Origin of the sequence: Mycobacterium sp. HUMS_12744610 (assembly GCF_041206865.1) — a bacterium.
Classification (GTDB): domain Bacteria; phylum Actinomycetota; class Actinomycetes; order Mycobacteriales; family Mycobacteriaceae; genus Mycobacterium; species Mycobacterium servetii.
Window position 1 is genome coordinate 4025939 of record NZ_JBGEDP010000001.1, and the last position, 19755, is coordinate 4045693.

A 19755-nucleotide genomic window follows, 5' to 3' on the forward strand; every position below is an offset into this window, starting at 1 on the left:
GCGCATGCGGCAACCACCCGAGGCACCACGAGGAGCCGATGCGACGGAGCGCGACGACACTGTCGACGGCAACACCGCCGTGGCGCACATCGCCTATCGGGTCAACGAGGTCTGCGCCATCTACCCGATCACCCCGTCGTCGCCGATGGCCGAACTGGCCGATGCCTGGTCGGATCGGGGCCTGTGCAACATCTGGGGCAGCGTCCCGGTCGTGCAGGAGATGCAGTCGGAGGGCGGCGCCGCGGGCTGTGTGCACGGCTCACTGCAAAGCGGCGCGCTGACAACGACTTTCACCGCCTCGCAGGGCCTGATGCTAATGCTGCCCAACATGTACAAGATCGCCGGCGAGCTGACCTCGACGGTTTTTCACGTGGCCGCACGCGCGCTGGCCGCCGGGGCCTCCTCGATCTTCGGCGACCATCAAGACGTCATGGCCGCGCGGGTCACCGGCTTCGGGATTCTCGGCGCCGCCTCGGTGCAGGAAGCCCATGACCTTGCGCTGGTCGCGCAGGCCGCCACGCTCACGGCGCGCGTCCCATTGATCCACTTCACCGACGGCTTTCGAACCTCGCACGAGTACAACAAGATTGCGCTGCTGCCCGACGCCCACATCTCCGCCATGATCGACGATGACGTGGTGCACGCCCACCGCGAGCGCGGCCTGAGCCCGGAACGCCCGGTCATCAGGGGGACCTGGCAGAACCCGGACACCTATTTCCAGACACGCGAGGCGGTGAACCCCTTCTACGCCCGCCTGCCTGCGATCGTGCAGTCGAGCATGGACCGGCTCGCGGCTCTGTGCGGCCGGCGCTATTCCCTGTTTCGCTACGACGGCCCGCACGACGCCGAGCGCGTGGTCATCAGCATGGGGTCGGCCGCCGAAGTCGTGCGCGAGACCGCGCGCTGGCTCAATCGCCGTGGCGAGAAGGTGGGTGCCCTGCAGGTCCTGCTGTATCGGCCGTTCTCCGCCGAACACTTCCTGGACGCGCTGCCGCAGACCGTGCGCTCGATCGCGGTGCTCGACCGGACGAAAGAGCCCGGCGCGCCGATGGAACCACTGCACGCCGACGTCGTGGCGGTACTGAGCGACGCCGTCGCCGAGGGCCGGCTCACGCGGATGCCGAGGGTGATCGGTGGACGATACGGACTGTCCTCCAAGGATTTCCATCCCGGGATGGCCAAGGCGGTGTTCGACGAACTGGCCAAGCCGGTGCCTCGCAACCACTTCACGGTCGGGATCATCGACGATGTCGGCCACACCAGCCTCGACTACGACCGGACACTGGACATCGAGCCCGACGACACCGTGCGCTGCCTGTTCTTCGGGCTCGGGGCCGACGGGACGGTCGGCGCCAACAAGAACAGCGTCAAGATTCTCAGCCAGGCGCCGCAGCGTTACGCCCAGGCCTACTTCGAATACGATTCCCACAAGTCGGGCGCCGAGACGGCATCGCACCTGCGCTTCGGGACGCGGCCGATCGCGGCGCCCTACCTGATCCGCCACGCCGACTTCGTGGCCTGCCACAAATTCAGCTTTCTGACCAAGCGCGACGTCCTCGGCGCGGCTGTCCCGGGAGCGACGTTCCTGCTCAACAGCCCCTACGGACCCGACGACGTCTGGGGTCGGCTTCCACACCAGGTCCAAAGGCAGATCATCGACAAGAAGCTGCGTTTCCACGTCATCGACGCCTCGGCCGTGGCGCTGCGGATCGGGCTTGGGCCACGGGTGAACACCATCCTGCAGACCTGCTTTTTCCACCTGGCCCGGGTGTTGCCGTCCGCGGAGGCCACCGCCGAAGTCAAACGCTTCATCGAAAAAACCTACGCCGGCAAGGGCGAAGCGGTGGTGAAGCTCAATTTCGCCGCGGTCGACGCCGCCCTCGACGCCCTGCATGAGGTGCACGTGCCCGAGACGCCCACCGGCAGCGAAGAAATGCCACCGATCGTCGCGCCCGACGCGCCGGAGTTCGTGCGCCGGGTCACCGCGGAGATCATGGCCGGGCGCGGCGATGACATCCCCGTGAGCCGGCTGCCGGTGGACGGCACCTTTCCGGTGGGCACGACACAGTACGAGAAGCGCAACATCGCCGTGCAGGTGCCCATCTGGGATCCGGCGCTGTGCATCCAGTGCGGCCAGTGCAGCATCGTCTGCCCGCACAGCGTGATCCGCGTGAAGACGTACAACGCGAATAGCCTGACCGACGCGCCGGAGGACTTCCCGTCCGCGCCGGTCAACGCCCGCGGCTATCCCGACGCGCGCTTCACCCTGCAGATCTACGTCGAGGACTGCACCGGCTGCGGTGTCTGCGTGGAGAACTGCCCGGCCTACAGCCAAGCGGGCGACGACCGGCGCGCCATCAATATGGGCGACAAGCTGCCGATCCTGCGGCAGGAACGCGACAACATCGCATTCTTCGAGACACTGCCCACACCCGACCGCCAACAGGTGAACTTCGCCAATGTGCGCGGAGTGCAACTCCTGGAGCCGCTGTTCGAGTTCTGCGGCGCCTGTGCCGGATGCGGCGAAACCCCTTATCTGAAACTGATCTCACAGCTTTTCGGTGACCGGCTGCAGATCGCCAACGCGACGGGTTGTTCGTCGATCTACGCGGGTAACACCCCCACCCATGCCTGGAAGGCCAACGCCGACGGGCGCGGCGCGGCATGGTCCAACTCGCTCTTCGAGGACAATGCCGAATTCGGTCTGGGCTACCGGCTGGCGATCGACAAGCAGACCGGCCTGGCCCGCGACCTCCTGACCCGGCTCGCGCCCCAGCTCGGAGCGGATCTGGCCGGGGCGCTGCTGCAGGCCACCCAGCGCACCGAATCCGAGTACGCCGCGCAGCGCACCCGCGTGGCGGCCCTGAAAGCCGAGTTGGCGCCGATCGGGTCGCGCGATGCGCAGATGCTGCTGACCGTCGCCGACTTCCTGGTCCGTCGCAGCGTGTGGATCGTCGGCGGTGACGGCTGGGCCTATGACATCGGCTACGGCGGCCTCGACCACGTGCTGGCCCAGGGCCGCGACGTCAACGTGCTCGTCCTCGACACCGAGGTCTACTCGAACACCGGAGGCCAGTCTTCCAAGGCGACTCCCCTGGGCGCCTCGGCGAAATTCGCGGCGGCGGGAAAGCGTGTGCCACGCAAAGACCTTGCCATGCAAGCGATCTCCTACGGCAACGTATACGTGGCCCAGATCGCGCTCGGCGCCAACTCCGAACAGGCGTTGATCGCGCTGCGCGAAGCCGAGGCATTCGAGGGCCCGTCGGTCGTGCTTGCGTATTCGCAGTGCATCGCCCACGGCATCGACATGCGCACCGGCATGAAAGAGCAAGCCCGTGCCGTGGCCAGCGGCCACTGGCCCTTGTTCCGGTTCGACCCGACGATGCGCAAGAAGGGCCTGAACCCGTTCCGGCTGGACTCCCCCCGCCCGCGGATTCCGCTGCGCGACTACGCCTACCGTGAGCTTCGCTACAGCACACTCACCAGAAGCCACCCCGAGAAGGCGGCCGAGATGCTGCGCCAGGCCCAAGCGGCCGCCGACGAGCGGTACCGGAGCTACGAAGACCTCGCGGCGCGCGACGGCAGCCGCTTTCTGCCGCACTGGGAAGACGTCACGGAATGACCGGGCCGAGTCACGTGGACCTGCGAACGCGGTATCTCGGGCTCGACCTCGAACACCCGATCGTCGCCTCGGCGTCTCCGCTGACCGCCGGCCTGGACGGCATCCTGCGTCTCGCCGACGCGGGTGCCGCGGCGATCGTGATGGCCTCGATCTACCAAGAGCAGATCGTCGCCGAGGAGCTGGCTCAGGCGGCGCTGCTCGAACAGGGCAGCGAGACCCAGCCGGAGGCCGCCGGGTACTTCCCCGAAATCCCCGCGGAACGGGGCATTTTGGAGGGCTGGCTGCGGACGCTTCGGATGGCGGCGCGGCGCGCAGGAGTGCCCATCATCGCGAGCCTGAACGCCAAATCCGGTTCGGGCTGGGTCGACGTCGCGCGTCGACTGCAGGACGCCGGCGCCAGCGCGGTCGAGCTCAACATCTATCGGGTACCCGCCGACCCGGCCGAAACCGGCGCGGCGCTGGAAGACAGCTACATCGAAATACTGCGGGCGGTCAAGGACGCCGTCAGCGTTCCCGTCGCAGTCAAGATCTCCCCGTTCTTCAGTTCACCGGCACATATGGCGACCCGAATGGTGCAAAGCGGCGCCGACGGCCTTGTCCTGTTCAACAGGTTCTACGGCCCCGACATCGACCTCGAATACCTGAAACCGAGATCCGATCTTCGGCTCAGCACACCCTATGACATCCGGCTGCCGCTCCTGTGGATCGCGTTGCTCTCGCCGGTGTTGGACGCCTCGATCGCCGCAAGCACCGGCGTGTGGACACCGGACGAAGTCGTCAAGTATCTTCTGGCCGGCGCCGACGTGACGATGACAACCTCGGCCCTGCTCGCCCACGGCCCCGAACATGTCTCCACGCTGGTGGACGGCCTGCGCGACTGGATGCACAACCGGGGATTCGAGTCCGTCGCCGCCCTCAAGGGCCGGCTGGCCGCGGGCCAGAATCCTGCCGACACAGCCGAACTCATGCGTGCCCAATATCACGAGATCCTGACCACCAACTACCCGGACATCGGGCGATGACGGTCCGCGCCGCCTGGTCGGCAGGCCACGCGCCCGGTTACAGCCCCTGTGCGGCAGGGGGCCTCACGTAGCGCGCCCAGGTCAGCAACGCGGCCCCGACATAGCACACCAGAAAGCTGACGAATGCCGGGGTCTCGGTGTGGGTGCTCAGATAAGACTGCCGCAGCACCAGATTGGTCACCGTCGCGCCGAGTGCCCCGAGCGCACCGGCCAGCCCGAGAACCGAACCCGACATGGCGCATTGCTGGTGCCGGCGTTGCTCCTCGCTGACATCCAGTGTGCGGCAACGCGCCGCGAAGACCGTCGGGATCAGCTTGGACACCGATCCCTTGCCCACGCCGCAAAAGATGAACAGCACGATGAACCCGGCGATGTAGCCGGCCGTCAGGATCGTCTTGGGGCCTCCGGGTCCGCCGATCACGTCTTGGCGGCTGCTGACGCCGACCAGGAAGCCGCCGGCCGCGATCATGCCGGCAAGAGCGGCCAGGGTGACGCGGCCACCCCCGAGGCGGTCGCTCAACCAGCCCCCGATCACGCGTGCGACCGACCCCAGCAGTGGCCCCACGAAGGCGACCTCGGCGGCGTGCAACGACGCCTGCGCATGGCTTTGCCCGCGGGCCAACAAGTTCAGATGTATCACCTGGCCGAAGGCGAAGGCAAAACCCAGGAATGATCCGGAGACGGTCACGTAGAGCAACAAGATTCCCCACGTATCGGGCATCGCGAGGGCGCTCCGCATGTCGGCCACCCTGATGGGCTGGGAGAAGTTATCCATGAACAGCGCCGCGCCGGCGCCGACGACGGCCAGCAGCACCAGGTAGATCGCGCACACCCAGTACGGTTCCCGGTGACCGGCGGCCGCCAGCACCAGCAGTCCGACCACTTGGACAGACGCCGCCCCCAGGTTGGCTATCCCCCCGGTGAGACCCAGCGCCAAACCCTTGAGGCGCTGCGGGTAGAGCACTTCGGCGTTGGCCAGCGCTGCCGCGTAATTGCCGCCACCCAATCCGGTCAAACCCGCGCACACCAGGTACGGCCACAACGGCAGGCCGGGATTGGCCAACAGCACCATCGCCCCGCTCGTGGGGATCAGCAGTATCAGCGACGAGAACGTCGCCCAGTTGCGCGCGCCGAACCTGGTGGTGGCCATCGTGTAGGGGATGCGCGCGACCGCACCGACCAGGGCTGCGGTGGCGCCCACCAGCAGCTTGTCGCTTGGCGTGAAGCCGTAGACGGCCTGCGGCATGAACAGCACCATTACCGACCACAGGTACCAGATCGAAAAGGCGACATGGGCGGTGGCGATCGACCAGACCAGGTTGCCGCGGGCGATGGCGTCGTTACCCGTGCGCCAGGCCGTGGCGTCTTCCGGGTCCCAATCCACTATGTGATGCGTATCAGCCATCCGGCCCACCTTTCACCGCGGGTTTCGGCCGGGCATCCGTCACGTCGCTGGTTCGGGAGATATTGCGCGGGAACCCATCCAGCGCTCACCGCCGCAGTCCGTGCGCTACCCGCTCACGAAGCGTGCAGGCCGCATTCGACCTTCGCGTGTCCCGGCCAGCGCCCGCTGCGCGGGTCGGCGCCCGGCGCCGGCTTTGCGGTGCACGGGGCGCACCCGATCGAGGGGTAACCCTCCTCGACAAGCGGGTTCACCAGCACGTTGCGCTCGGCGATGTAGTCGGCCATGTCCCGGTCAGACCACGCGGCCAGCGGGTTGACCTTCACCAGCTTGAACTTCTCGTCGAAACTGATCAACGGCGCGCCCGCACGTGTGGGCGCGTCGACGCGGCGCAATCCGGTCACCCAGGCCGAATACCCGTGCAAAACTTTGGTCAGCGGGACGACCTTGCGCAGCCGGCAACATTCGTCGGAGTCGCGGGCAAACAGATCCTTGCCCAAGAGGGCGTCCTGCTCGGCTACGGTGTGCTCCGGTGTCACGTTGAGCAACCGGATGTCGTACGTGGTTTCAACCGCGTCGCGGGTGCCGATGGTCTCGGGGAAGTGATACCCGGTGTCCAGGAACAACACCGCCACACCCGGTCGCACCTCGGCGGCCAGGTCGATCAGCACCGCGTCCTGCATGTTGGACGCCACCACATAGCCGTCGGGGCCGAAGGTCGCGTCCGTCCAGCGCAACAGCTCGGTCGCCCCGGCGTCCGGCAACTCCAATGCGCCGCGTGCGGCTAACCCACGCAGTTCGGTTTCGGTAAAACGCCGTGACCCGTTCATCCCCATGCCTCCGTCCGACGACTTGTGAAGTGTCCCAGCGCTATCAGATCATTCGAGCGGGTCCCGCGGTAGGGACCGAAGCCCCTTTCCTTTCGGGCGTGCGGCCTCAGGGCACGCCGATCGCAGTCAGCCCCGAAGGACGCGCCGGGGGCGGGTCACGCTCTCCTCGATGAACCGGTCGACCGCTCCGAAATAGGTGGGCGAGGCCGCCTTGCCGGCCAGTTCGGCTATGGCGCGTTGTTCGCCCAGAACGTCGGTGGCCCAGAGGTTCTCGGCCATGCGAGCGGCGTGTACGTCGAGTCCGGCCAGTAGCTCGGTGCATTGCGAACCTGCGACGACGGTACGGCGGGCCAACGTGCGCAGCGTGTCCCATTCGGCATGCCATGCGCCGTCGGGCCGCTCGTCGTGGGCCAACGCGGCGGCGGTGTGCAGGGTCGCGGCCAGCTGCGGCGCGGTGATGGCGGTCCGCCGGATCAGCACGGACAGCACCGGGTTTCGCTTGCGCGGCACCGAGGACGATCCCCCGCGGTGCTCACCCGCCGGCTGCGGTCACCGGGGTAGGACAACCCGAGGTGCAGGAAGGGACCCGCCGTTTGCCCTGGCGTGCGGCCGGGTTCAACCATCGTCGGTCCAGGTTCGGCCAGCACGATGTCCCAGCGGTAGCCGGTCGCGTACTCCGGTTCGGTGAGGTCGTGGTCGTAGCCGGCGATCAGCCGCCGGCGCGCGGCGGGGTCGATAACGGACCCGAGAATCGGGTCGAGGGCGCACGGCCCGCCCCGTCGAGCAGCCGACCGGCCACGGCGATGCGCTCCCCGATCGGCTCACCGGCATGGCCGGACGTCAGGTCGGCGTCGGCGGGATCGACGTCCCGCTCGCCGAAACACGGGGCCCCCGTTCGGCCCCTTCGGAGTCGACGGCGAGCGGGGGCCGCTGCGGGTGGCGCAGCGCCGTGCCCCGGTACGGCGGGTAGTCGAGCCGCGGCCGCGCGTCCCCCGCGGCTGCCCGGTGCTCGGCGGCGATGCCGGCCATCTCCGCCGTGATGTCGTCCTGCGAGACGCTCGGCGCTCATGAGCCGTGAGGCTACTCCCGCCCGACGCGGTGACAACCGTCCGCCGAGATAGGGCCTTGCGGCCCTTATCGGATCCGGCCCCGCCACGGCAACCTTGAGCGACAAGCTCCACCCGAGGTGACAACGATGAACGCAATACTGGTCCGCCCAGACGGATTCACCGCAACCGAACTGACCCGCGCCGAGGCGATGCGCCTGCTGGCGAGCGTCAGCTACGGGCGCGTGGTGCTCAGCGTGGGCGCACTGCCGGCGATCCGCGCGGTCAACCATCTCATCGACGAGGGCCGGATCATCCTGCGCACCCGGTTGACCGCCCCCGCCTCCGGAACCCGGCGCGCCAACGCGCATTCGGGTCTGGTCGTGGCCTACGAAGCCGACGACCTCGACCCGGACCGGCACACGGGCTGGAGCGTCGTGGTCACCGGCATGGCGAAGACGGTCAGCGATCCCGGCGCCATCGCCCGCTACGAGCGCCTGCTGCGTCCGTGGGTCAACGAGGCCGACACGGTCGTCGCGATCGAACCGCAGATCGTCACCGGCATGCGCCTCGCGCCCGACGGCGACTGACGGTCGCGGACCGCTACAGGGCCCGGACCAGCGCCGCCCGGCCCTTGGTCCGCAGCCGGTGCAGGGCAGAACCGCGGTAGCGCTCCATCATGGCGGCCATCTTGTCACCGAGTTCCTCGAGTTGGGCGTCGGTGAGCTCGACCTCGGGGGGAGCCGGGATCAGGTCGCGCTCCTCCTCGTCGGCGTGCGCCTCCAGGACGGTCTTGAACGAGTTCCACTCCTGCTCGTACCCGGGTGCGCTCTGCGGGGTCTTCAGCAGCACGGACAGCTGGTCGACCACCTGGCGATGTTCGGCGTGGGCGATCGCGATCAACCTGCTGGCCTTCTTGAGGGCCGGGTAGTACAGGTCGTCCTCGATGCGGAAATGGATGTCGAGCTCGATCAGCATGTCGTCGAAAAAGTCGTGCCGCTCTTGCGAATTCACCGGCGACCGGCTGATCTTGCCGCCCAGCCCCTTGAGCACGGTGTGGTGCTCCTTCAACACGTCATAGGCGTTCACTTGGCTCCTCCCTCTCGAATCCCTCTCGAATCCCCGTCGCCCCGCGGACGAACGACGTGGCCTCGCCGCGGACCTCGACCGTTCCGTCGACCAACCGGGCCTCATAGCACGGCAACGGGGCCGCCGACGGGCCCCGCAGCACCTCACCGGATTCGGCCGAGAACCACGAGCCGTGCCAGGGGCACACGAGCCGGCCCCGGTCGACCCAGCCGTCGGCCATCGGAGCCGCCAGGTGCGGGCAGAACTCGCCGAACGCGGCGACCTCGTCGGGGCCGGTCCGGCACACCACCAGCCCCACACCGTCGACCTCCACCCGCACCGGTTTCCCGTTCAGCGATTCGGCGGGCAGCACCGGTGTCCACTCCCTGGTGCGCAGCCGCTCGCCGGAGCGGTCGATGCCGATCCCGGACTCGAACACCAGGGCCCCGCCGAGGTAGCTGCCGGCGACGGTGATGCCGTAACCCAGCGCCGTCAGGGCGATGCCGCGGTAGTGACGGCCCCGGCGGCGGTCCCGCCAGGACTGGGCGTACAGCGCGGTCGCGGCCAGGTTCACCAGGCCGTGTACCAGCCCCACCCGGCGGTCCTCCTCGTGGGTGTGCTGCCAGTCGGTGACGCCGGTGACGGCCGACCCGACGCTGGCCAGGATGCCCACCCCCAGCGCGCGGCCCGCGAACCGCGCGGCGTCGCGGACCTCGCCGCGCCGCTGCCCCGGCAGCAGACTGAGGGCGTCCAGGGCGACGGTTGTGCCGAGCGCCCCGCTGGTCAGCGACGCCAACGGCGGGTGCGCCGGGTGCCCCAGCCACACGCCGTGCAGTGCGTTCGTGACCCCGTTGCGCGCCCCGCCCAGCCCGTTGTAGGCGAAGCTCAGCAGGTGCTCCAGCCGGTAGCTCGGCCGGTCCAGCCATTCCTGGCGCCCGATCGCGGACACGACCCGTTCTCCGAGTCCCTGCAACCGGGCACTTCGTGTCCGACCAGCCATGCCACCAGCCCTTCCCGCCGAGAGACAGACGACGTTGCTCGAGGCAAAACCCGAGGATTACCTCGCGGTTAATTTTTGCTCACACGCCTGACAGCCCTAACGTGACCACAGTAACGCCGGTCGCCCGTCTCTATCCTTGCCAACCACCTGTGAATTAGCCCAAATCATTCTTGTAAAAACCTGGCCACGCCGGATCGCGGCGATTGACCAGGACTGCGGGCTGCGGAATTCTACTGAACAGGAAGCTATTTCTGTAGCACAGACAAGGTGGGGCGCCGTGGCGGACGATCGCGCCCTCGACGACATCTGCGAAAACGTGCGCCGCGGCATGGTCCCCGCCCACATCTACAACGACACCGACCTGTTCGCGCTGGAGAAGGAGCGACTGTTCGGCCGCGCGTGGGTCTTTGTCGGGCACGAGTCGGAGATCCCTCAGGACGGCGACTACGTGGTGCGCCGGGTGCTCGACGACTCGTTCATCATCGCGCGCGGTTCGGACGGCGAGGTGCGCGCCATGTTCAACATGTGCCTGCACCGCGGCATGCAGGTGTGCCGGGCGGAGATGGGCAACGCCTCCAATTTCCGCTGCCCCTACCACGGCTGGTCCTACCGCAACGACGGCCGGCTCACCGGCCTGGCGTTTCACCAGGAGGCCTACGGCGGCGACGACGGCTTCCCGCGAAGCGGCCAAACCCTGCTGCCGGCACCGCGTTTCGCGAGCTACAACGGCTTGCTGTTCATCAGTTTGGACCCGCACGCCGAACCACTCGAGGACTTCCGCGAGGACTTCAGGTTCTATCTGGACTTCTACACCCGGCAGAGCGTCGGCGGGGTGGAGTTGCGGGGGCCGCAGCGCTGGCGGATCAAGGAGGTCTGGTCGCCACGCCAGCAGCGGGTCGTCGGCGAGGACGGTTTCATGGTCTCGGCGGCCACCTGCTTTCCCAACCTCAGCTTCGTGCACAACTGGCCGAAACTGCCCGCGGCGAGCCCGGAAAAGAGAACGTCCTGCCCTTCATCTCGATCCGGCTGTGGCAGCCTCTCAGCGCGAACGAGACGGAGGTGTGCTCGTGCTTCGCGGTGGACTCCGCGGCTCCCCCGCGGTACAAGCGGGACTCCTATCCTTGTCGACGAGTCCGTCTTGCGGATGCAGAATCTGGCGGTGTTCCTGTGAACGAAACCATCACGGTCGCAAATGAATTCGCCGAAGTCGAGGTGCGGCGGGTGGACACCCGCAACGGCTCGCGGCTGCCGATCAGAGCCCTGCGAACCGGGCGCTCGATCAGCCTGGACGCGCTGGAACTCGAGGCGCTGACCCGGCAGAACGCCCGCACGCTCACGGCCATGGTCGGCACCTCCGGCGGCCCGCTGCTACCGGACGAGGAGGGCAGGCCTCGCTCAGCCGGATCTGCGGCCGCCCGCCCAGCAGCAACAGCAGTTTCAGCGCGTTGTCGACCGACTCGATCGGATACTGCGGCACAAGGGAATCGGCCGTCGATCCGCCCGCCCGGTCACGCTTGTGCTGCATGCGTCCACGGTAGTCGCTACGCCGCGCCGCAGAAACCCCAACCGCCACGCCGGTCCGCGCCCGGGACTCTTCGTGCCCGCCTTCTAACGACAACCGCACGAGCGCCGGATTTGTCGCCATGAGGCGGGCGAAAGAAAGCGTCCGCCCCGCCGGAAGCCGGTGCGGCGACGAGACAGGGCCGCTCAAAAAGCAGCTGCAACAACGCTTTTCGCCCACCGGTAATCGGCCTTGCCGGACGGCGAACGTTGCACCCGGTCGCAGAACACGACCGCCTTCGGCAGCTTGTAGCGGGCGAGGTGACGGGCGGCCTCGGCGATGATGCTGTCGCCGTCGGCCTGCGCGCCGTCGGCCAGCTGCACGACGGCGACCACTTCGTTGCCCCACCGGACGCTGGGCCGGCTCGTGACGACGACGTCGTAGACGGCGGGGTGTCCGGCGATCGCGGCCTCGACCTCCTCGGCGAAGATCTTCTCCCCGCCGGAGTTGATGGTGACCGAGTCGCGGCCGAGCAGCTCGATCTGGCCGTCGGCGTACCAGCGGGCCCGGTCGCCGGGCACCGAGTGCCTGATCCCCTCGATGACCGGGAACGTGCGCGCCGTCTTCTCCGGGTCGCCCAGATAACCCAGCGGGATGAACCCCTGCTGGGCCAGCCAACCGACCTCCTCGTCGCCCGGCGACAACACCCGGGTCATGTCCTCGCTGACCACCACCGCACCGGGGTTGGGCGCGAACCGGCCGCTCGCGTGCTGCGACCGCGAGGACACCTGCCCCATCTGCGCACCGGATTCCGACGAGCCGCCGGCGTCGAGGATCGTCAGATGTGGCAGCAGCTCGACGAAGCGCTGCTTGAGCGGAGCGCTGAGCGCGGCCCCGCCGGTGACCAGCACCAGCAGCCCGGACAGGTCGTAATCGCCGGACTCGAATTCGTCGAGCAGCGGCCGCCCGAAGGCATCACCGACCATGGACAGCGACATCACCCGCTCCCGACTCGCCAGCGCCCACGCCTCGGCCGGGTCGAAGTGCGTCGTCGTCGGCGCCATCACGAAGGGCCGGCCGGCGCACAGGCTGATGAGGGCCGCCCACTGCGCCGCGCCGTGCATGAGCGGTGCGACCGTCATCGAGCCCGGTCCCCCGGCCCGCGACCGCTCGACGATCTCCGCGAGGCCGGTCATCGGCTCCCCGGTCGCGGGATCCCGCCCGCCCATCGCGTTGACGTAGATGTCGTGCTGGCGCCACAGCACCGCCTTGGGCATTCCGGTGGTGCCGCCGGTGTAGAGCACGTAGAGGTCGTCGGGCGAGAGCGCGAGGTCGAGCGGCGCGTCGGAGACGGAGGCCAGCAGCTCCTCGTAGCGCACCGCCCCGGGCAGCGGATCGACCCCGGAGCCGTCGTCGACGTGGATCAGGCGGGGCCGGATGTCCATCTCGGCCAGCGTCTCGGCCAGCGTCGGGGCGAACCGCGCGTGGTACATGACGGCGTCGGCGCGGGCGTTGCCGAGCAGATACACCAGCTCGTCGGCGACGTAGCGGTAGTTGACGTTGAAGGGGGCGACCCGGGCCGCATAGGCACCCAGCATGGCCTCGAGAAACTCGTTGCAGTTGGCCATGTACAGCCCGAGGTGGCTCTGACCCGACTCGTGTGGTGCCAGCTCGGCGCGTTCCCGGCGCGCGCCGAGCCCCCAGTCATGCAGCGCGCGGGCGAACCGGCGGGCACGCTCGCCGGTTTGGGCGTAGGTGAACCGCCGATCCCCGAAAACAATGCAGTCCCGGTCGGGGTTGGCCGCGGCCACCGCGGCGAACACCTGGGCGAGATTGAACCCCTCGTCGTGCACACACACTCCTCAGCATCGAGCGAGCGCCAGGTTACAACGCATTTCCGCGGGGACTGCTATTAGTCTCGGCTTCGTGTGCGGGGCTAATCGGGCCGGGTACTGCCGATACGTCGCGATCGGTGACAGCCAGACCGAGGGATTGTGGGACGGCGACGACACCGTCGGCCTGCTGGGCTTTGCCGACCGGCTCGCCGCGATGATCGACACGCTGCACCCCGGCCTGCAGTACGCCAACCTGGCGATCCGCGGCAAGCGGATCAGCGACGTGCTCACCGAGCAGCTTCCCGAGGCCCTGGCGATGCGGCCCGACCTGATCACGGTGTGCGCCGGGATGAACGACGTCATCCAGCCGGGCCGGTCGTTCGGCCGGGCCCTGGTCGACCTCGACCACCTGCACGCCGCGCTCGCCGAGTCGGGGGCGACGGTGGTGACGACGACCTTCCCGAACGTCGCGCAGTTCCTCCCGCTCGGACGGCTGGTGGCGACGCGGCTCACCCGCATCAACCAGGCGATCAGCGACGCCGCCGGGCAGTACGGCTTCCGGCTGGTCGACCTGTACAGCGCGGCCTCGATGCGCGAACTGGACACCTGGGCGATCGACCGGGTGCACGCATCCACCAAGGGCCACATCCTGTTCGCCGCCGCGGCCGCCGAGGCGCTGAATCTGCCCGACAGCAACCATGATTGGGCCGATGCGAGCGCGGATCCAGCGGGATTGTCCTTCTCGGCCGGCGCCCGGGGCCACCTGCGCTGGGCGCACGAGAGTTTCGTCCCGTGGATCTGGCGCCGACTGCGCGGCCGGTCCTCGGCCGACGGCCGGGTGCCGAAGCGTCCCCGGCTGCAGCGCCTCACCGCGCCGAGCGGTCCGCACAACGGCTGCGCGCCCCGGGAAGAAGGCTTTGCACCGCGGATGATGCGCGAGTCGGGCATCCTTGACCCATGAACGTGGAGGCCTTGCTGCACTCGATCCCGCCGCTGGCGGTGTACCTGGTAGTCGGGGCCGTCGTCGGGCTGGAAAGCCTCGGGATTCCGCTGCCCGGCGAGATCGTGCTGGTCAGCGCGGCGCTGATGTCGTCGTATGACGACCTGCCCATCAATCCGGCCTTCGTCGGTGCCGCCGCCGTCCTGGGCGCGGTGGCCGGCGACTCCGTCGGCTACGCGATCGGGCGCCGGTTCGGCATGCCGCTCTTCGATCGGCTCGGCCGCCGGTTCCCGAGACATTTCGGGCCCGGACACGTCGCGCTGGCCGAAAGGCTGTTCAACCGCTGGGGTGTCCGGGCGGTGTTCTTCGGCCGCTTCATCGCATTGCTGCGCATCTTCGCCGGGCCGCTGGCCGGAGCGCTCAACATGCACTACCCGCGATTCCTGGCGGCCAACGTGTCGGGCGCCGTCTGCTGGGCCGGGGGCACCACCGCGCTGGTCTACTTCGCCGGGATGGCCGCCGAGCGCTGGATGGAGCGGTTTTCCTGGATCGCGTTCGTCATTGCCGCCGTGTGCGGCGTCACGGCGGCAATCCTGCTGCGCGAGCGCACCTCCCGGGCAATTGCCGAACTCGAGGCCGAGCACGGCCGCAGAGCCGGGACCGCCGCCGCCGACCCCGTGTGAAGCCGGTTCCGGCGGGTCAGCCGGCCGCCTCCCCCAGACCGGGGTTCGACGACGGTCGGTGCGCTTCGATGAGAGCGCCGGCCATCGTCTTGGCGTGCAGGGCGGCGTCCCGGTCCCCCACTGCCGTGAGAACGATCGCGCCCTTCATGAGGATATGCCAGGAGGAGGCGAACCCCTCCACATCGGTGAGCCCCGCCGCGATCGCGCGCCGGCGCACGATGTCGCGGACGTGGTCGATGTGGGCGATGCTGGCCCGGCCGGCGGGATGGTCGGGGCCCACCTCGAGCAGCACGTTGATGAACGAGCAGCCCTCGTAACCGCCGCGCAGCTGGAACCATTCGTGCAACACGTCGAAGATCGCCATCAACTGCTGCTCGGGCGTGTCGGCGCGCTTGCGGGACTGCTCCTCGATCAGACCGTGGGTCCAGAGTTCCTCGCGGCGCTGCAGCACGGCCAACACGAGGTCGTTCTTCGTCGCGAAGTGCCGATACAGTGTGGCCCGCGCCACCCCGGCGCGTTCGATCACCTCGTCGGTGCCGACAGCACGAATTCCACGGCGGCTGAACAATTCATAGGCTGCGCTGAGGATTCGTTCGCGCGCCGGCACCGCGGGTGCCGCAGCGTCAGGGCCTGTCATAGCCTCCCTTACGATACTCTTAGCGCCCCATGGGTAGACAGACCGCCCTGTCTCGTTATACAAAAGAGATTCGCACTTCGCGAGGTCTGTCTTCAGACAATAGGACGGGCAACCTTCGCAGCGTTTTCGACGCCAGCCGAACAGGGAGCCACCACAATGAGCCCAGTATTTGCCGACACCACATCCAGCCCCCCTTTGACACTCAGCACGCGGCTGGTCTACGAACTGGGCGATCCAAACAGCACTCTGCGGGCGACCACCGACCGCGTCGGCGGCGCGGTCCTCGTCAACGCGGGGGGCGAGGTCGACGCGTGCAACGAGCACACCTGGCGCCAGCTGGTCAGTGAGGCAGCCGGCGTCGTCTCCACCCCGGGACCCCTCGTCATCGACGTCACCGGGCTCGACTTCATGGGTTGCTGCGCGTTCGCGGTGCTGGCCGACGAGGCGGAACGCTGCCGCACCCGCGGCATCGAGCTGCGCCTGGTGAGCCACGAGCCGCTGGTCGCCCGCATCGTCGCGGCGTGCGGACTGAGCGGCGTGCTGCCCATCTATCCCACCGCCGACGCCGCGCTCGGCACGACCGCCCGCTGGTAGCGCTCCCGTTCGCTTCGTTGTTCAACGGCCCGCCAACTCATAGCTGATTCACAGCGCCCAGCCGCGTCCGGACGCTAACGCCGTACCCCGAAACGGTGACAAACTTAGAGAAGCTTTGTAGATGGCGCGGACGGGCGGCGCCTCGCAGCCAGCGGGGCGGGCCGGAGCGGACTCGGGAGGCGCGGTGGACGTCGTACTAGGGATATCGATGGAATCCACCGCGGTGCGCATGGTGCTCCTCGGGGGCGAGAACGCCGACGGCGTGACCGTCGAGGAGGACACCGTGCGCATCGCCGCGGCGGACACCGCGACCCGCAACGCACCCGGACACGTGATCTCGGCGATCCTGGGCACTCGGCAGGGCGCCGCCGAGGGCGGTTACCGCCTGGCGTCGACGGGGGTGGCCTACACCAACCCGGTCGAGGCCGCCGCGCTACAGGAAGCGTTGGCAAGCAACGGGATCCGCGACGTCACCCTGGTTTCGGCGTTTCTGGCCGCGGCCGCGCTGACCCAGACGGTCGGTCAGGCGATCGGGTACCGCCACACCGCGATGCTGCTCGTCGACCCCAATTTCGCCACGATCGCGGTGATCGACTCCGAGGACGGTTCGATCACCGGGGTGCGCAGGCAACGGCGGGCCCTTTCCCTCGCCGACACCGCCGTCCAGCTGGCCGCGATGGTCGCCGGCGCTGACGCCGCGGAGCTGACTGCCGAGGGGGTTTTCCTCGTCGGCCAGGGGGTGGACACGGCGCGGCTCAAGGCGGCGCTGGAGGCGGTGACGCCGTTGGCCGTGAGCGCGCCGGAGGAGCCGCAGGCGGCCCTGGCGCGCGGCGCGGCGCTGGCGTCGGCCAACGCGCCGCTGTTGGTGCTCTCCACCGGTGCGCTGGCCTACGCACAGGATCCCGGCACCGGGGAGGTGCCGCCGTACCCCCTGCACGACTACCCCGGCGTCGCCGATCCACCGGCCGAGCGCCCCATCGCGTACAGCGACATCCCGGAGCCGTCCGCGGAAGCCGAGACCACGCTGCTGACCGGGATCGGCCGCCGAGGTGCCGGCCCCACGCGCAAGCGCCGCAGGCCGGTGCTGCTGACCAGCAGCGTGCTGGCGGTGATCTTCACCTGCGCGGCGGTGGCGCTGGAGATCGCGCTGGCGATCAACATCCGCACGACCGTCGCCCTGCAGCCCAATCCCGAGCAGAACATCATCGTCCCGACCCGCCAGGCGCCCGCCCCCCACAGTCAGCCGGCGCCGGTGACGCATCCCGTTCCCAGGGTCAGCGCGCCCACGGTCGCGATACCCGATCTGCCGAAGCCGGCCGTGGCCGCCCCCGCCGCCCCGGCTCCCCCGGTTCCCGTCGCCGCCCCGGTGCCGGTGCCGGTGCCCATGCCGGTCCCCGTCGCAGCGCCGCTGCCGCCCGTTCCCAACATCGCACCGCTGCTGACGCCGCACCCGGTCTCGGTGGCACCGCTGCAGCTGCCCAAACCGCCCGCGGTGCAACTGCCCACACCGCCCGCGCTGCAGTTACCCAAACCGCCTGCGGTACAACTGCCCACACCGCCGGCCCCGCAATTGCCCAAACCGCCCGCGCTGCAACTGCCCAAACCGCCGGCCCTGCAATTGCCGGCACCCCAACCGCTGCAACTGCCCACACCCGTGCTTCCGAAGGCGCCCGTTCTGCCCGCGCCGTCGTTGCCCGTGTTTCGCCCGCCCGCGCCGATCATGCCGCAAATGCCGGCGCTGCCCCGGTTCCCGTTCGTGCTCCCGCACTTCGGGCTTTGAGGTCTGGCCACCCAACGCCGCGGGCTACACCGTGACCAGGCGGTACAGCCCGATCAGGCCGACCACCACGATCGTGGCGCGCAACGCGTCCGGCGAGAGCCGGCGCCCGTAACGCGCCCCGAGCGATCCCCCGACCAGCGAGCCCGCGGCGATCAGCCCCGCGACCGGCCAGCTGATGCGGTCTGGGGCGGCCAGCGTGTAGCCAAGGGCCGCAACGATATTCACCAGCAGCGTGGTGAGGTTCTTGGCCGCGTTCATCCGCTGCATCGACTCTGGCAGCAGGGCCCCCATCACGCCGACCAGCAGGATGCCCTGCGCGGCGGTGAAGTAGCCGCCGTAGACGGCGACCGCGAACGTGCCCAGCACCAGCATGGCCATGCGTGCCGGGGTGACGTGTTCGGCGGAGCGTCCCGCCTGCTCGGCCCGCCGGCGGGCCCACGACTGAATCCGCGGGCCGCTCACGACCAGCAGCAGGGCCACCACCAACAACACGGGAACGACCTCGGTGAACACCCGGGCGGGCAGGTGCAGCAGCAGAAATGCGCCCAGCGCGGCACCAGTCAGCGACGCGGGGATCTGCCATCGCAGCCGATCCCACTGCCCGCCGAGTTCGGCACGGTAGCCCCAGGTGCCCGACGCGCTGCCGGCCACGAGGCCGACCGCGTTCGACATGGTCGCCGTGACGGGCGGATACCCCAGAGCCACCAGGGTCGGAAACGTGATGAGGGTGCCGGAGCCGACGAGGGCGTTGATCGCCCCGGCGCCGAACCCGGCCAGACTGATCAACACCACGTCGGAGGCCATCACAGACAGGAAACCTTAGCCTGCCGCGTGCGCACGCCGGTCAGACCGGAGGCGCGTCCACGCCGCGGTCGACTCCGGTGCGCAGCTTGACCGACGCCGAATAGGCCAGCGTGCGGAACCGCAGAACCGGGTCGTCGGAGGGTTCGATGCCGTCGGTCACCCGCATCGGGTCGAACACGACGATGTCGTCGCCGTGCTCGCGCTCGGTGTCGAGGCCGGTGATCTCGATGGTCCCCACGGTGACGACCTGGGTGCCCTGCCACGGCGCCGACGGGTCGACGGTCGAGTCCTGCGGCCCGGCGATCTGCACCCGGAAGTCGAACCGCACCGGCCCGCGGTCGAGCCGGGCGTTCAGCTCGTCGGTGAGGAAGTCCGGGGACTCGTCCCCCGGGGCCGGGCCGGAGGACTTCGCGCCGGCGGCGGGCACCAGGTGGTAACGCACGAATCGGGCGTTGCCGTCGGCGCCGACCCAACGGAAGGCGTGCAGGCCGTGATACTCGGTGGTGGCGTAGCTGGCGGGAACCGTGCTGGCGTCGCGCAGCACGGGCAGCGCGGCGAGCAGCCGCGGGTGGGTGAGCAGGTGCCGGGCCATCCGCAGCGGTTGCAGCAGGCCGGGGCGCATCGCCTTGAGCAGGTCGATAAACCCGTCCGGGGTGCTCGAGACGAACAGCCGCGCGGTCTGCGTGGAGACATCGGTCGTCGAGCCGTCGGGCAGCGTGAACTTCACCGCCAGGCCGCGCACCCCCGGGGCGCCGTCCGGCTGTTCGGGGTTGCCGGATCCGTTGGAGAAACGGATCAGCGCGGGGACCGTGGAGCCGTCGAGGTGGGCTGCGCGCGAGAGCTGTACCGCCTCGGGGCTTGCCGTGAACGTCCCCCGGTACAGGGTCCCCTTGGCGTGCAGCGCGCGACAGCCGGGCCGCGCTCCCCCGGCGCTTCGAATCGCCTCGATGGCGTCGTCGGGGGAAAGCTTGGCTGCCATAGGGGAATCCTA

15 protein-coding genes and 5 pseudogenes are annotated in these 19755 nt (G+C 69.1%); 9 read left to right on the forward strand and 11 right to left on the reverse strand.

What is annotated here, in order from left to right; genetic code table 11:
- Positions 1-4 precede the first annotated feature (4 nt).
- Positions 5-3622, forward strand: coding sequence for a pyruvate:ferredoxin (flavodoxin) oxidoreductase (nifJ, locus tag AB8998_RS19215; protein ID WP_369739319.1), 3618 nt, complete (start codon positions 5-7; stop codon positions 3620-3622).
- Positions 3619-4644, forward strand: a complete 1026-nt coding sequence (locus AB8998_RS19220; RefSeq protein WP_369739320.1) for a dihydroorotate dehydrogenase-like protein — start codon at positions 3619-3621, stop codon at positions 4642-4644. The genes nifJ and AB8998_RS19220 overlap by 4 nt, the downstream gene beginning before the upstream one ends.
- Before the next feature lie 37 nt (positions 4645-4681).
- Here AB8998_RS19220 and AB8998_RS19225 read toward each other — a convergent pair whose 3' ends face one another.
- From AB8998_RS19225 to AB8998_RS19240, 4 genes and pseudogenes are all read right to left on the reverse strand, one after another.
- Positions 4682-6049 (reverse strand): MFS transporter, encoded by a 1368-nt coding sequence (locus tag AB8998_RS19225; protein WP_369739321.1) that lies wholly within the window; start codon positions 6047-6049, stop codon positions 4682-4684.
- A 113-nt stretch (positions 6050-6162) separates the two neighbouring features.
- The gene (locus AB8998_RS19230) at positions 6163-6876 is read right to left on the reverse strand and encodes a phosphoadenylyl-sulfate reductase (RefSeq protein WP_369739322.1); all 714 of its coding nucleotides are present in this window, start codon (positions 6874-6876) and stop codon (positions 6163-6165) included.
- Positions 6877-7002: 126 nt separating this feature from the next.
- Positions 7003-7422: pseudogene (locus tag AB8998_RS19235) on the reverse strand (3-carboxy-cis,cis-muconate cycloisomerase); the annotation flags it as partial.
- Positions 7423-7478: 56 nt separating this feature from the next.
- A pseudogene (locus AB8998_RS19240) lies at positions 7479-7905 on the reverse strand (hypothetical protein); the annotation flags it as partial.
- A gap of 166 nt (positions 7906-8071) precedes the next feature.
- Between AB8998_RS19240 and AB8998_RS19245 the strand changes: the two are divergent.
- Positions 8072-8512 carry a pyridoxamine 5'-phosphate oxidase family protein gene (locus AB8998_RS19245; RefSeq protein WP_369739323.1) on the forward strand — a complete coding sequence of 147 codons (441 nt, stop codon included), beginning with the start codon at positions 8072-8074 and terminating at the stop codon, positions 8510-8512.
- A gap of 13 nt (positions 8513-8525) precedes the next feature.
- Here the strand turns inward: AB8998_RS19245 and AB8998_RS19250 are convergent, their stop codons facing one another.
- Together AB8998_RS19250 and AB8998_RS19255 are read right to left on the reverse strand one after the other, a co-directional pair.
- Complete coding sequence (locus AB8998_RS19250; RefSeq protein WP_369739324.1) at positions 8526-9011, reverse strand: hemerythrin domain-containing protein; 486 nt, start codon at positions 9009-9011, stop codon at positions 8526-8528.
- On the reverse strand, positions 8998-9990 hold the full coding sequence (locus tag AB8998_RS19255; RefSeq protein ID WP_369739325.1) for a Rieske (2Fe-2S) protein: 993 nt from the start codon (positions 9988-9990) through the stop codon (positions 8998-9000). The genes AB8998_RS19250 and AB8998_RS19255 overlap by 14 nt, the downstream gene beginning before the upstream one ends.
- Positions 9991-10318: 328 nt before the next feature.
- Between AB8998_RS19255 and AB8998_RS19260 the strand changes: the two are divergent.
- Positions 10319-11106: pseudogene (locus AB8998_RS19260) on the forward strand (Rieske 2Fe-2S domain-containing protein); the annotation flags it as partial.
- Between the two features lie 51 nt (positions 11107-11157).
- A pseudogene (locus AB8998_RS19265) lies at positions 11158-11370 on the forward strand (dihydrodiol dehydrogenase); the annotation flags it as partial.
- Between the two features lie 7 nt (positions 11371-11377).
- On the opposite strand, the pseudogene AB8998_RS19270 reads toward AB8998_RS19265, so the two are convergent.
- Together AB8998_RS19270 and AB8998_RS19275 are read right to left on the reverse strand one after the other, a co-directional pair.
- Positions 11378-11515 (reverse strand): annotated as a pseudogene (locus AB8998_RS19270) (IclR family transcriptional regulator); the annotation flags it as partial.
- A 182-nt stretch (positions 11516-11697) separates the two neighbouring features.
- Positions 11698-13344: an acyl-CoA synthetase gene (locus tag AB8998_RS19275; RefSeq protein WP_369739326.1), complete on the reverse strand. Its 1647-nt coding sequence runs from the start codon at positions 13342-13344 to the stop codon at positions 11698-11700.
- A 73-nt stretch (positions 13345-13417) separates the two neighbouring features.
- Between AB8998_RS19275 and AB8998_RS19280 the strand changes: the two genes are divergently transcribed.
- Both AB8998_RS19280 and AB8998_RS19285 read left to right on the forward strand, forming a co-directional pair.
- Positions 13418-14287: an SGNH/GDSL hydrolase family protein gene (locus AB8998_RS19280; protein WP_369739327.1), complete on the forward strand. Its 870-nt coding sequence runs from the start codon at positions 13418-13420 to the stop codon at positions 14285-14287.
- Positions 14284-14949 carry a DedA family protein gene (locus tag AB8998_RS19285; protein WP_369739328.1) on the forward strand — a complete coding sequence of 222 codons (666 nt, stop codon included), beginning with the start codon at positions 14284-14286 and terminating at the stop codon, positions 14947-14949. Before AB8998_RS19280 ends, AB8998_RS19285 begins: the two co-directional genes overlap by 4 nt.
- A gap of 16 nt (positions 14950-14965) precedes the next feature.
- On the opposite strand, the gene AB8998_RS19290 is transcribed toward AB8998_RS19285, so the two are convergent.
- Positions 14966-15586, reverse strand: a complete 621-nt coding sequence (locus AB8998_RS19290) for a TetR/AcrR family transcriptional regulator (RefSeq protein ID WP_369739329.1) — start codon at positions 15584-15586, stop codon at positions 14966-14968.
- Between the two features lie 156 nt (positions 15587-15742).
- Between AB8998_RS19290 and AB8998_RS19295 the strand changes: the two genes are divergently transcribed.
- Together AB8998_RS19295 and AB8998_RS19300 are read left to right on the forward strand one after the other, a co-directional pair.
- Positions 15743-16180: an anti-sigma factor antagonist gene (locus AB8998_RS19295; protein ID WP_369739330.1), complete on the forward strand. Its 438-nt coding sequence runs from the start codon at positions 15743-15745 to the stop codon at positions 16178-16180.
- Positions 16181-16301: 121 nt separating this feature from the next.
- Positions 16302-17960 (forward strand): DUF7159 family protein, encoded by a 1659-nt coding sequence (locus tag AB8998_RS19300; protein WP_420492643.1) that lies wholly within the window; start codon positions 16302-16304, stop codon positions 17958-17960.
- A 24-nt stretch (positions 17961-17984) separates the two neighbouring features.
- Here AB8998_RS19300 and AB8998_RS19305 read toward each other — a convergent pair whose 3' ends face one another.
- Positions 17985-18764 (reverse strand): sulfite exporter TauE/SafE family protein, encoded by a 780-nt coding sequence (locus tag AB8998_RS19305; protein WP_369741657.1) that lies wholly within the window; start codon positions 18762-18764, stop codon positions 17985-17987.
- Between the two features lie 40 nt (positions 18765-18804).
- Positions 18805-19743 (reverse strand): catalase family peroxidase, encoded by a 939-nt coding sequence (locus AB8998_RS19310; protein WP_369739332.1) that lies wholly within the window; start codon positions 19741-19743, stop codon positions 18805-18807.
- Positions 19744-19755 lie beyond the last annotated feature (12 nt).

Coding starts and splice junctions, on each gene's coding strand:
- AB8998_RS19255 (WP_369739325.1), bottom strand. CDS start 9,990: ATGGCTGGTCGGACACGAAGTGCCCGGTTGCAGGGACTCGGAGAACGG.
- AB8998_RS19220 (WP_369739320.1), top strand. CDS start 3,619: ATGACCGGGCCGAGTCACGTGGACCTGCGAACGCGGTATCTCGGGCTC.
- AB8998_RS19310 (WP_369739332.1), bottom strand. CDS start 19,743: ATGGCAGCCAAGCTTTCCCCCGACGACGCCATCGAGGCGATTCGAAGC.
- AB8998_RS19230 (WP_369739322.1), bottom strand. CDS start 6,876: ATGAACGGGTCACGGCGTTTTACCGAAACCGAACTGCGTGGGTTAGCC.
- AB8998_RS19300 (WP_420492643.1), top strand. CDS start 16,302: ATGGCGCGGACGGGCGGCGCCTCGCAGCCAGCGGGGCGGGCCGGAGCG.
- nifJ (WP_369739319.1), top strand. CDS start 5: ATGCGGCAACCACCCGAGGCACCACGAGGAGCCGATGCGACGGAGCGC.
- AB8998_RS19290 (WP_369739329.1), bottom strand. CDS start 15,586: ATGACAGGCCCTGACGCTGCGGCACCCGCGGTGCCGGCGCGCGAACGA.
- AB8998_RS19245 (WP_369739323.1), top strand. CDS start 8,072: ATGAACGCAATACTGGTCCGCCCAGACGGATTCACCGCAACCGAACTG.
- AB8998_RS19305 (WP_369741657.1), bottom strand. CDS start 18,764: ATGGCCTCCGACGTGGTGTTGATCAGTCTGGCCGGGTTCGGCGCCGGG.
- AB8998_RS19295 (WP_369739330.1), top strand. CDS start 15,743: ATGAGCCCAGTATTTGCCGACACCACATCCAGCCCCCCTTTGACACTC.
- AB8998_RS19285 (WP_369739328.1), top strand. CDS start 14,284: ATGAACGTGGAGGCCTTGCTGCACTCGATCCCGCCGCTGGCGGTGTAC.
- AB8998_RS19225 (WP_369739321.1), bottom strand. CDS start 6,049: ATGGCTGATACGCATCACATAGTGGATTGGGACCCGGAAGACGCCACG.